At 41.6% G+C, this 12,179-nt stretch carries 9 protein-coding genes; 3 read left to right on the top strand and 6 right to left on the bottom strand.

Annotation, left to right across the window (positions count from 1 at the left end; translation table 11 throughout):
* On the bottom strand, nt 1-186 hold a 186-nt coding region (locus tag HMPREF9455_RS21670), incomplete at its 3' end, for a hypothetical protein (RefSeq protein ID WP_006800822.1).
* Nucleotides 187-679: 493 nt separating this feature from the next.
* Between HMPREF9455_RS21670 and HMPREF9455_RS16220 the strand changes: the two genes are divergently transcribed.
* Nucleotides 680-1,312: a hypothetical protein gene (locus HMPREF9455_RS16220; protein ID WP_006800821.1), complete on the top strand. Its 633-nt coding sequence runs from the start codon at nt 680-682 to the stop codon at nt 1,310-1,312.
* A gap of 167 nt (nt 1,313-1,479) precedes the next feature.
* Nucleotides 1,480-3,000, top strand: a complete 1,521-nt coding sequence (gene guaA, locus HMPREF9455_RS16215; RefSeq protein ID WP_006800819.1) for a glutamine-hydrolyzing GMP synthase — start codon at nt 1,480-1,482, stop codon at nt 2,998-3,000.
* 87 nt (nt 3,001-3,087) lie between these two features.
* Here guaA and HMPREF9455_RS16210 read toward each other — a convergent pair whose 3' ends face one another.
* On the bottom strand, nt 3,088-3,807 hold the full coding sequence (locus HMPREF9455_RS16210; RefSeq protein WP_006800818.1) for a DNA alkylation repair protein: 720 nt from the start codon (nt 3,805-3,807) through the stop codon (nt 3,088-3,090).
* 283 nt (nt 3,808-4,090) lie between these two features.
* On the opposite strand from HMPREF9455_RS16210, the gene HMPREF9455_RS16205 reads away from it, so the two are divergent.
* Nucleotides 4,091-5,689 carry a sulfatase family protein gene (locus HMPREF9455_RS16205; protein ID WP_006800817.1) on the top strand — a complete coding sequence of 533 codons (1,599 nt, stop codon included), beginning with the start codon at nt 4,091-4,093 and terminating at the stop codon, nt 5,687-5,689.
* 46 nt (nt 5,690-5,735) lie between these two features.
* Here the strand turns inward: HMPREF9455_RS16205 and HMPREF9455_RS16200 are convergent, their stop codons facing one another.
* The 4 genes from HMPREF9455_RS16200 to HMPREF9455_RS16185 all read right to left on the bottom strand — a co-directional run bounded on the left by HMPREF9455_RS16200 (nt 5,736) and on the right by HMPREF9455_RS16185 (nt 12,164).
* Nucleotides 5,736-6,785, bottom strand: coding sequence for a linear amide C-N hydrolase (locus HMPREF9455_RS16200; protein WP_006800816.1), 1,050 nt, complete (start codon nt 6,783-6,785; stop codon nt 5,736-5,738).
* A 91-nt stretch (nt 6,786-6,876) separates the two neighbouring features.
* Complete coding sequence (locus tag HMPREF9455_RS16195) at nt 6,877-8,214, bottom strand: dihydroorotase (protein ID WP_006800815.1); 1,338 nt, start codon at nt 8,212-8,214, stop codon at nt 6,877-6,879.
* A 134-nt stretch (nt 8,215-8,348) separates the two neighbouring features.
* Nucleotides 8,349-9,848 carry a glycoside hydrolase family 125 protein gene (locus HMPREF9455_RS16190; RefSeq protein WP_006800814.1) on the bottom strand — a complete coding sequence of 500 codons (1,500 nt, stop codon included), beginning with the start codon at nt 9,846-9,848 and terminating at the stop codon, nt 8,349-8,351.
* A 6-nt stretch (nt 9,849-9,854) separates the two neighbouring features.
* A complete protein-coding gene (locus HMPREF9455_RS16185; protein WP_006800813.1) occupies nt 9,855-12,164 on the bottom strand; it encodes a GH92 family glycosyl hydrolase in 2,310 nt (769 codons plus the stop codon).
* Nucleotides 12,165-12,179: the final 15 nt, after the last annotated feature.

The following is a 12,179-nucleotide window of genomic DNA, read 5'->3' as shown; positions in this document are numbered from 1 at the left end:
TCTCTCTCTCTCTCTCTCTCTCTCTCTCTCTCTCTCTCTCTCTCTCTCTCTCTCTCTCTCTCTCTCTAATTTATTTGCGCACAAAAACAAATATAAAACGTTAAATTTTAAGGACCTAACATTATCGACATCTAATCGATTAACTGTTATTTTTAATTGAGAAATACAGAATATGAAACTGTCCATCCCTCACTCTTATCTTTAAGGTTTATTTATCAATACAAATATACAAGTTAAATATAATTAAAAATAGCAAATTATCGACAATTTACTAGCACTATTTCGACATAAGTTCTCTACTCAAATTTATCTCCGGTTTCATCGGATTACAAATCCGGATAATAAAGATAAACAGTCTGCATATCGTCCAATTACAACGCATAACTTTTCCAAAGAGGTAAAACAACCAACGGTCACAGGAGCGTAGCGTATGTAAAGGTAACACTTGTTTACTTATTACTTTTTACACTCTCTGCAGCCTCCCCTCGGGGAGAAATAACGTTCGACGGAACGAAGCGTAGTCAATGTAGGGGTCAATCAGTACTTCAAAGAGCTATCAGCTAAAGGCTATCGGCTAAAAAATGTACAGATAAACTTTCCACAAAAAAATATTAAACTTATATTTATGGACAAAAAACCTTAGTTTTATCTACTAATTAAAACAAAACATAGCTTTACCATGAAGAAACTATTGCTATTAGCTTCTTTAATTGTAGTCTTTATATCCTGTAAGAAGGACAAGATACAGCAACTCCCTGTAAATAAAATGTATCTGGTAGAATATCGTTTCAACCATCCCTCGCCTCCTGATACAGCGTGGATATTTTACGTAAACGGAATAAGCGAAATAGACAAATTCTGTAATATAACACTTACTCAACCCAACATTTCAGAAGATGGATATCATACATTAATGTTTACATTGCCCGACAGCATAAAAAGAACAATTGCCGAAACAATAGAGCAATATCCCCACGATACCTCGTTTGTGTTCGCAGGAAACGAGAACACAGACCGTGATGCATACAAGGGCTATTATTATTTCATCTGGGCAGAAAGGGATTATAACAAACCATTGCTTATCGACCTCTACCTCCCCGACAAATTACATAAAGACTGGCAATATATAGTTGATAAAGTATATAATAAGTACCGGAATAAATATACGGGACTTCAAATAACAGATACAGATTCTTTAAAACAGCGTTTTGCCCTATTCGAAAGAAGCCTGCCTTATACACACATAACACGCCCTCCGAGGGTAAAGTGGGTTCAGTTCACTCCTCCTGTGGCGAATGACGATGACGAATGATTAAGAGCCTGCTTAAACTTTACCAAAAAATTTAAACAGTCTACAATACTTATGATAGGATAACCCATAGAAATTCGTGTTAAATGACATATACCGATAAACAAAATATCAGAAAAATAATGTATCTTTGTGCGCATTAAAAACAATAACTTATACTTGTTATTTTTATGCAAGAGAAAATCATTATCCTCGATTTCGGGTCACAAACCACCCAATTGATTGGTCGCAGAATCAGAGAATTAAATACCTACTGCGAAATTGTCCCTTACAACAAGTTCCCTTTCGATGACAAAAGTGTTAAAGGAGTAATACTATCGGGAAGCCCTTTTTCGGTAAATGACGCTACTGCCTTCAAACCCGACATCAGTCAGATAAGGGGTAAATATCCGATATTGGGTATTTGTTATGGCGCGCAATATCTGGCCTATACATCGGGAGGAAAAGTTGAAAAAAGTGATTCCCGTGAATACGGACGGGCGCATTTGACAAAAATAAAGTCCGGCGTTTCCCTCTTTGACGGAATATCTGAAGGTACTCAGGTGTGGATGTCACATGGAGACTCAATTACTGTGGTTCCTGAGAATTTCGAAATAGTAGCCAGCACTGCTGATGTATCAGCAGCAGCATATAAAATAGCGGGAGAGGAAACATGGGCCGTACAGTTTCATCCTGAAGTTTACCATACTACAGACGGTACGCGACTTTTAAGCAACTTCCTTAATATATGCCATTCGAAACGAGGATGGAGTCCTGCTTCTTTCATCGATTCCACTGTTGAGGAACTAAAAACAACGCTTGGTGACGACAAGGTTATCCTTGCCCTATCGGGAGGTGTAGACTCTTCCGTTACTGCCGTTCTGCTGAACAAGGCCATAGGAAAGAACCTGACTTGTGTATTCGTAGATCATGGTTTGCTCCGCAAAAACGAATTCGAAAATGTACTGAGAGATTATGAACATCTCGGACTGAATGTAATAGGTATAGATGCCAAAGAGCGATTCTACAAAGAACTGGCCGGCGTGACCGACCCTGAACAGAAACGTAAGATCATAGGTAAAGGCTTTATTGATGTATTCGACGAAGAAGCGCATAAGCTTAAAGATATAAAGTGGCTGGGCCAGGGAACTATTTATCCCGATATTATAGAGTCGCTTTCTATCACAGGCCATGTCATCAAATCGCACCATAATGTGGGAGGATTACCGGAGAAAATGAATCTGAAACTGGTAGAACCTCTACGTCTGCTATTCAAAGATGAAGTACGCCGCGTAGGCTTGGAATTGGGTATGAAAGAAAACCTGATAAAACGGCATCCTTTCCCGGGTCCCGGTCTAGGTATCCGTATATTGGGCGATATCACTCCGGAAAAAGTAGAAGTAGTACAGAATGCCGACGATATCTTTATCCGTATGCTTCGTGAACAAGGGTTCTATGATAAAGTATGGCAGGCGGGAGCAATTCTGTTGCCGATCAAATCAGTTGGGGTAATGGGTGATGAGCGCACTTACGAAAATACAGTGGCATTGCGCGCCGTAACTTCTACAGACGCCATGACCGCCGATTGGGCACACTTACCATACGAGTTTCTGGCTAAGGTGTCTAATGAGATCATCAACAAAGTAAAAGGTGTAAACCGTGTTGTTTATGATATTTCGTCGAAACCTCCTGCTACCATAGAGTGGGAGTAAAATATAAGATATTTTCCTGAGAAAGTGCCTCCTGTATGGGGCACTTTTTTTTAATATATTGAGGTCAGAAGATTTAGAAATTCATTTTCATTTCTCTTTTTTCATAGCCTCAGCTTTCATATCCTGCGGCATTTTTTCAATAGCATATCTTAGTGATGTTCTCGGCATAGTAGCTTTATGTCTCACCACAAAGTCGAACACTTCTTCCTGATGCGCTTCACTCGCAGCCTTAAGCATCCAACCGTAACCTTTTTGAACCAAATCATCCTTGTCGTGAAGCAAAATTGTTGCGATTTCAAAGATATCATTTAAAAACAATCCTTTACGAGCAGGGATAATCAGCGTAACAGCAGCGGCACGGCGCATCCAGCGATTACCGGACGTAGCCCATCCTTTGAGGCGGGAAATATAACCGGGATACATTTTCACAAATTCGCCGATAGTGTGATTACACAACGTGTCGCATGCCGCCCAATTATCGACGTAGTTTGCCACCCACCTTTCAAATATTTCAAAATCGTCAGGTTCATATTGCTTGTGAAGAGAATAAGCCAATTCGCAGGCAATGACCGATTCCTCCAAATACCCCGATTGCCACAGTTCCTCACATAAACCGAAAATTTGAACTTTCGCCATATTTTTGATTTTCAGAAAAAACCCTTTACCGATTTTGCTGACTAAAGCCATTCTTACACCATAGGTCTTTGCCCGTTCATTTTCTTTGAAGAAATGGCTCGACAGGCTTAATGTTTTTTCATCGGCATTATCCAGCAATGTCCTGCGAATATCTGTTATTATCTGTTGCATATCATTGTTGTTTCATATCTGTAAAGATAATATTTATCATTTTACATCCTGTTCTAAAAGTTGTTTAAAACAATCTAAGTCGCTATATATAAAGCTATAAGAAGGCTGATAAACAATATCCGGAAAGAGGATGTGATCGGAGCTATATATTTATTCATTTAAAAAACCTGATATATGTATTCGGTGTTTCACTTGTTTGTTTTGGCCGGAATCCTAATATTTGTTTCATTATTCAATTTTTTCTTATTAATTTTAGTGTATTAACCTACACCCTTGATATTCCATGACAAATTTAAAGAGGATCAGTCTGGTAATTATACCTGTATCAATACTCAATCCATATGGCTATGGACAAAAGGAACAAAATACATCCCGTCCCAATATTATACATATAATGACAGACGATCATTCGTTCCAGACAATCAGCGCATATGGGCATCCGCTATCGAAAATAGCTACTACTCCCAATATAGACCGTCTGGCAAATGAAGGAATGCTATTCCGGCAAGCCTTTGTGGAGAATTCGCTGTCAACCCCCAGTCGGGCATGCCTTATGACTGGTCTATACAGTCATCAGAACGGACAACGCCAATTGGGAGCAGGTATTGATACGACCAAGATCTTCTTTTCCGAATTATTAACTCAAGCAGGCTATCAAACCGGAGTTGTCGGAAAATGGCATATGCAATGCGAACCTAAAGGATTTAATTATTATTGTGTATTGAACGATCAGGGAGATTATTACAATCCGAGTTTCAAGACGAAGGAGTCTCAAGGTAAATATGTGCGCGAAGAGGGTTATGCAACCAACCTTATTACTACCCATTCCATAGAATTTATAGAGAACAGAGATAAAAACAAGCCTTTTGCCCTTTTAGTGCATCATAAAGCTCCACACAGAAACTGGATGCCGGAAGCCAAGTATTATAATCTGTATGAAGATGTAGAGTTTCCAAAGCCCGAAACATTCTATGATGATTACGAAACTCGCTGTTCTGCGGCTAAGACCCAGGATATGACAATCGACAAGACAATGACATTCATTTATGACCTTAAGCTGAATGAATTGAGAAATACTACCCCATATAATAAAGAGTGGAATAACGGTGGCCTACAACAAGCGATGAATCAAATGACTCCTGCACAACGCGAAGCCTGGGAAAATGCCTACCATCCCAAAAATATGGAATTTATCGACAGTAACCTATCCGGAGACGACCTGCTTAACTGGAAATATCAGCGTTATATGAAAGATTATCTTCGCTGCATAAAATCGATTGACGATGAAGTCGGACGCCTGATAGACTACCTTGAAAAAGAAGGGTTGATGGATAATACCATTATCGTCTATACCTCGGATCAAGGTTTCTATATGGGAGAACATGGATGGTTTGACAAACGTTTCATGTATGAGGAATCATTCAGAACTCCGCTTATCATACGTTATCCCAAAGCTATTGAAGCAGGCACAAAGACTGATGCTCTGGTTCAGAATATAGATTTTGCACCTACATACCTGTCTTTAGCAGGAATAGAGAAACCTGCCGAGATGAGCGGTGTATCTCTTGAATCTTTGTTTAGCGGAGAAACACCTAAAGATTGGAGAAAAGATTTATACTACCACTATTACGATTATCCGGCAATCCACAATGTCCGCCGTCACGATGGTGTCAGAACAGACAGATATAAACTCATCCATTTTTATGGTAAAGGCGAAACCAAAAATGATGAGAATATCAATTGCAACGAATTATTCGATCTTAAGAATGATCCGAATGAGCTGGATAATCTCTATGGTAAAAAAGGATATGAAAAAATAAGCATGGAATTACAGGCTACTTTAGATAATTACAGAAAGAAGCTTAAAGTAGACGAATTCTAAGAACCTGTTTAAACTTTCTCCATATTTTTACGATGATGAAAATGTATTACTTTATTCCCTGAAACTTAAAAGGTTCGGATGTTACAAACAGATTGGCTGTATTCCCTGCATAAGTTTTACCTCCTACCAGATCCAGCGTCTTTACAGGTGCTTTTTCGGAGAAATCGACATCTTTGAAATCTACCCAGAAAATATTCGGATATAAAGCAGACTCGAAATAATAAACTTTATTCTTTTGGTCTGATACTGTTCTCCATCTCGTAGATGAAATATTCGGTTCATTAGGCGTACTTATCCCAAAAGGGACCGAAGTGTTGCGTATAACGCTGAATACACTGGCTACAGCCAGTCTTGTATCATCTACTTTCGGGATTACATTTATGTAATAAGAAGCTCTGACAAACCTGTCGGCAGCACGGTTAGTTCCGGGAAGAAAAGTCAACCCGCCAATACCTTTCCAGTATTCATTCAATGCTAGCTGCTGATCGAATACAGGCGAGTTTGTCATCACCTGATAAGATTTATCATGGTGTATCACCAGTTTCCCGTTTATATATTCGAAAATGGCACTATCTCCGTCGGAGTCTGACAATGATAAGTGAAGGGTAGCCATTCTGGAACCGTCGGGCATCATATCCGAAACCACTTCGAAAGTTCCTTTTTCCATATAAGTAACAGCTTCGCTTACAGTAGCAAAATTATCAAGCATATATTGCACCCATGCAGCTATCGACAATCCCGGTTTCTTCTGATCCCATTCCGGGTATGCGGACTCGGCCAGCCAGAGCAAATTGGCTACAAGGCCTTTTTCGTTCATACCGTCTGTACTGGAGATGTCGTAAGCGGAAGTGATCACACTTCCGTACTTCGACTTCCACTTCAAAGGATTGCTGCCTACTTCTCCGTTTCGTTCCATGCCTCTGGGAAATATCCACAGGTTACTCCTGCTGTCTTCTTTCCAGTCCATAGTCCTTGCTGTCAGTACTGTATTGTTGAGCCCGTGATAGACGATTCTGGTACAGGCCTCTATTGCGCTGGATTGCGCAAGTAGCAAAACTGCTAGTAATAAAGTGATTTTTGTAATAGTTCTTTTCATAAATCTTTTAATCTGAATTGTTTATATTTTATATGAAAACAATCTCCGATGATTAAAAGTTTATAATTTCAGGAAATAAAAGCCTCTGGATCTATCTTTCGAAGCGCAATCTTTCACCTCTCATATCATAAACCACACCATCTTCAAAGGCGATTTTTCCATTCAGGAATGTTTTCTCTACCGAGGTGGAGAATGTCTCACCTTCCAATGGTGCCCATTTGCATTTATACAGAATATTATCCTGAGTAACCGTATATGGTTTATTCGGATTCACCAATACCAGATCGGCAAAGTATCCTTTACGGATATAACCTCTTTTCTCTATCTTGTACATAATGGCAGGTGCATGACACATTTTATTTACCACCTGTTCTTTCGTTATTTTTCCCTTCTTGGCCAACTCAAGCATCATTTGCAACGAGTGCTGAACCAAAGGACCTCCCGATGCAGCCTTCAATGCACCTCCCTGCTTTTCGTCGAGCAGGTGGGGGGCATGGTCGGTAGCGATTACATCCAGTTTATTCTTCAGAAGCCCCTGCATCAGAGCGCCCCTGTCCTGTCTGGTTTTCACTGCAGGATTCCATTTTATACGTGATCCGTATTTAGAGTAATCTTCATCTGAGAACCAAAGATGATGTACACAGACCTCCCCTGTGATTTTCTTTTCGGCAAGAGGCTTAATGTCGAATAAACTTATCTCTTTCTCGGTGGAAAGGTGCAAAATATGCAAACGGGTCTGATATTTGTCAGCCAGCTCGACAGCCTCGGCAGACGAACGATAGCAGGCTTCGGCACTACGGATAAGAGGGTGATACTGAATCGGTATATCTTCTCCGAACTCGGATTTATATTTGGCCAGATTTTCCCGTATTATTTCTTCCTTTTCGCAATGTGTGGCAATGAGCATATCCACTTCAGCAAATATGGATTGCAAGACCATTTTGTCATCCACAAGCATATTCCCTGTCGAAGAGCCCATAAATACTTTTACACCACATACTTTTTTCGGATCCACCTTTCTCAGCTCTGCAATATTATCATTTGTGGCACCCATATAGAAAGAATAGTTGGCGAATGACTTTTCGGCAGCCAATTCAAATTTCTGCTCAAGGAGTTCTATCGTTGTCGTTTGTGGTTTAGTATTAGGCATTTCCATAAAAGATGTAACTCCTCCTGCAATAGCGGCACGGCTTTCACTTGCAATGTCTCCCTTATGAGTCAATCCCGGTTCACGAAAATGCACCTGATCATCTATTACTCCGGGCATCAGCCATAATTCCCTGCCGTCGATAACCGTTGCATTGTTCAGTAACCGGTCGGGAATATCTTCCGTCCTGAATATTTCTGCAATAACATTGTTTTCTATCAATACCGAACCGGTGAAAGATGTTCCTTCGTTTATGATTGTTGCTTTATGAATGAGTATCATGATCAAAAAAAATAAATGGTTTGATGCAAAGGTAACATGAAAATAATGAAGAATGAAAAATTAAGAATTTCTTGACAAAAAAAATCGTACAACTTCAAAAGTTGTACGATTTTCATAAAAGATTATAGATATATTTATTTTATATCATTCAGTAAATCAGTTTTACCTTCATTTACCAGTTTAAGTATTAGTTCGCCAAACAGCGTATTCTGCCATGCAAACCATGAACGGGTAAAGTTCTTCGGATCATCCTTATGGAAAGATTCGTGCATAAATCCGGTATCCGCATCCGTATCTATAAGCATTTTCACACACGCCTGAATTTCTTTATCGTCGTGACTTGTAAATGCTTTCATCATGATACTCATCGGCCAAACCATATCGTAACCAATATGAGGCCCGCCAATACCTTCTCCGGCACTCCCCCTAAAGAAATAAGGATTATCTTCACTCCACACAAACTTGCGTGTATTCTGATAAATAGGATCATTTACATCCACATCTCCCAGATAAGCGGACGATAACAAGCTTGGAGCATTGGAATCATCCATCAGATACTGATTGCCAAAGCCATCTACTTCAAAAGCATATATTTGTCCATACTTAGGATGATTATAAACCGCATACTTTTTCAATGCACTTTCCACTTCCTGAGCAAGGTCTGTACACTCTTTAGCCAGTTCTGTTTCCTTATTTACAGTAGCCAGTATCTCCGCAGCTTTCCTTAACGAAGTAACAGCAAAGAAATTGGAAGGTACCAGAAACTGGAAAGTAGTAGCATCATCAGACGGACGGAAACATGAAACGATCAACCCCACAGGATTTACAGGATTACCATATCCGTCATTGTTCAGAGTATCCAACTGACGTTCTGTCTTACGTTGGAATTTATAAGGACCTACACCATCTTTACGCTGTTGTTCCTTGAAGGTCTGCAATATCAAAGTGATTGCCTGTAACCATTCCTCGTCAAATACAGAAGTATCCCCTGTGGTTTTCCAATAATGATATGCCAGACGCAGCGGATAACATAGTGAATCTATTTCCCATTTGCGTTCATGCAGTTCCGGCTTCATATTCGTTAAGTCGGACATCCATTGATGATCCGGATTAGGATCGTACGGATCAAGGAACGCATTTGCATACGGGTCGATGATAATACATTTGAACTGGCGACGAATTGTACCTGCCAGCATAGCTTTCAATTCAGGGTCTTGATTCGCCAGTTGCACATATGGCCAAACCTGTGCTCCCGAGTCACGCAACCACATAGCATGAATATCTCCTGTATACACTACAGTATCATCTTTGCCATCTGTCTTGCGGTAACGGACTGTTGTATCCAGTGTGTTTGGGAAACAATTCTCGAACATCCAGGCCAGCTTAGCATTTTTCAATAGCTTTTTAACACGTACTATTTCATTTTCTACAGCTTTGGATGTAAATAAACGTTTCGATTTCTCAGGACGATTACTTTTATAATTTACCGGAGTTTTAATCACCGTATTATCCTGTACCAAAGTCAGATTACTTTCCGGCAAAGACGTGGATGCCTTCACTTCACTAACAAAGAATGTCGAGCTTAAAACACAGAGGCTCAATATTCCTTTTTTCAAATAAGTCTTATTGTCCATATGTTTTTATTTTTTCTTATTCTTGTTATTTATACTATTGAGTTCCTTAGAGAAAGAATAAGGCAGGTCATTATCGTTGACCCCTCTGCTTTGGTTCGGACTCGATGCCATCTGATATTTAACTGTTGTACCTTTCAGCAGCTGGTCATGGGTCAGGTAGTTTTTGGTGTGCACCTGTCCGTCTACGGTCATTGACTGTACATACCTGTTGGCCTTATTGTTGTTTGCTGCATCGATAACCACTTTATTGCCGTTCTCCAGGTTGAGTGTCACCTTTTTGAACAACGGTGAGCCTAAGATATACTCATCAGAGCCCGGACATACAGGATAGAAGCCTACCGCCGAGAATACATACCAGGCCGAAGTCTGCCCGTTGTCCTCATCCCCGCAATAACCGTCAGGGTTAGGGGTATAGAGCTTATCCATCACCTCACGTACCCAGTACTGGGCTTTCCAAGGTTCGGCTGAATAGTTGTACATGTAGATCATGTGCTGTATCGGCTGGTTGCCGTGTGCATAGTTACCCATGTTCATTATCTGCATTTCGCGTATCTCGTGTATGACTCCCCCGTAATAGCTGTCGTCGAATAACGGCGGTACGCTGAACACGGAGTCCATCATCCGGTTGAAGCCTGCTTTGCCGCCCATCAGGTCTATCAGGCCCTGCGGGTCGTGGAATACCGACCAGGTATAGTGCCAGCTGTTGCCTTCGGTAAAGGCATCCCCCCATTTCAACGGGTTGAACGGAGACTGGAATTTGCCGTCCCGGTTCTTACCGCGCATCAGCTTATGCTCGGGGTCGTACAGGTTCTTGTAGTTCATCGCGCGTTTGGCATAGATGTCTATTTCTTTTGCGGGTTTACCCAGTTTCTTACCCAGCTGGTAGATACACCAGTCGTCGTATGCATATTCGAGTGTACGGGCTGCATTTTCATTTATCTTCACATCGTAAGGGACATATCCCAGCTTGTTGTAATACTCCCAGCCCAGACGCCCGGTAGAGCTTACTTTGGGGTGTACGGCATTGGCTCCGTGTATAACGGCCTGCCAGAGTGTTTCGATGTCATATCCTCTGAGTCCTTTGAGATAGGCGTCGGCTACGACCGATGCCGAGTTGTTGCCTACCATACAGCCGCGGTGGCCGGGGCTGGCCCATTCAGGCAGGAATCCGCTTTCTTTATAGGTATTGGCCAGGCCTTCCTGCATTTTGGTGTTCATTTCGGGATACATCAGGTTAAGGAACGGGAACAGGCAGCGGAAGGTATCCCAGAAGCCTGTGTCGGTGAACATATAGCCGGGCAACACTTCTCCGTTGTAGGGGCTGTAGTGTACGGTCTTTCCTTCTGCATTTATTTCATAGAAGCTGCGGGGAAAGAGGACCGAACGGTAGAGGCATGAGTAGAATGTGCGCAGGTTGTCTATGTTATCATCTTCCACTACGATGCGTCCCAGTACCTTGTTCCATTGGTCGCGTCCTTTTTGGGCTATCTGGTCGAATGAGTCGTTACCGAGTTCTTTCAGGTTGAGTTCGGCCTGTTCGGGGCTGATGAAGGAGGATGCTACTCTTGCATGTACGGTTTCTCCTTTTTTAGTGGAGAAGCCGATTATCCCTCCGGCATGGTTATCTGATACTTCGAGTCCTCCTTCGGTGATACTGCCGCTTGCCACGGATGCTTTGTATGTAAACGGCTTGTCGAATGCGACAACGAAATAGTTCTTGAAGTTTTCGGGTACTCCTCCGCTGTTCTTGGTGGTATATCCGACTATCTTGTTTTCACCGGGTATGATTTTGATGTATGAGCCTTTATCGAAGGCATCTACTACGACAAACGACTTATCGTTTTCGGGGAATGTGAAGCGGAACATGACTGCTCTTTCTGTTGGAGCCATCTCTGTTACCACATCATGGTCGGCAAGATAAACTTTATAATAATATGGTTTGGCAATTTCGGCCTTATGGGAAAACCAACTGGCCCGTTTGTCCTGGTCGAAAACGGCTTCTCCGGTTACCGGCATGATGGCGAACTGGCCGTAGTCGTTGATCCAGGGACTGGGCTGGTGTGTCTGCTTGAAACCGCGAATCTTGTCGGCATCGTAGGTATAGGCCCAGCCGTCACCCATTTTTCCGGTCTGGGGCATCCAGAAGTTCATTCCCCAGGGCATGGCTATCGCAGGATAGGTATTGCCCGTGGAGAGAGAATGTTTTGACTGAGTGCCCACTAAGGGACTGACATAGTCAACTAATTCTGCTTGCTGTGCTTTTGCCGCGCCCAGCAAACCGACAATGCTTAAGAATAATAATCCTATTCTCCTCATTTTTTTTGTGTTTTT

Origin of the sequence: Dysgonomonas gadei ATCC BAA-286 (assembly GCF_000213555.1) — a bacterium.
In the GTDB taxonomy this organism is placed as follows: domain Bacteria; phylum Bacteroidota; class Bacteroidia; order Bacteroidales; family Dysgonomonadaceae; genus Dysgonomonas; species Dysgonomonas gadei.
The sequence above is the reverse complement of the archived record's forward strand: the minus strand, read 5'-3'. Positions and strand labels throughout refer to the sequence as shown.

Excerpts from the sequence above, each read along its gene's own strand:
- HMPREF9455_RS16195 (WP_006800815.1), bottom strand. The coding sequence starts at position 8,214 with ATGATACTCATTCATAAAGCAACAATCATAAACGAAGGAACATCTTTC.
- guaA (WP_006800819.1), top strand. The coding sequence starts at position 1,480 with ATGCAAGAGAAAATCATTATCCTCGATTTCGGGTCACAAACCACCCAA.
- HMPREF9455_RS16220 (WP_006800821.1), top strand. The coding sequence starts at position 680 with ATGAAGAAACTATTGCTATTAGCTTCTTTAATTGTAGTCTTTATATCC.
- HMPREF9455_RS16185 (WP_006800813.1), bottom strand. The coding sequence starts at position 12,164 with ATGAGGAGAATAGGATTATTATTCTTAAGCATTGTCGGTTTGCTGGGC.
- HMPREF9455_RS16190 (WP_006800814.1), bottom strand. The coding sequence starts at position 9,848 with ATGGACAATAAGACTTATTTGAAAAAAGGAATATTGAGCCTCTGTGTT.
- HMPREF9455_RS16205 (WP_006800817.1), top strand. The coding sequence starts at position 4,091 with ATGACAAATTTAAAGAGGATCAGTCTGGTAATTATACCTGTATCAATA.
- HMPREF9455_RS16210 (WP_006800818.1), bottom strand. The coding sequence starts at position 3,807 with ATGCAACAGATAATAACAGATATTCGCAGGACATTGCTGGATAATGCC.
- HMPREF9455_RS16200 (WP_006800816.1), bottom strand. The coding sequence starts at position 6,785 with ATGAAAAGAACTATTACAAAAATCACTTTATTACTAGCAGTTTTGCTA.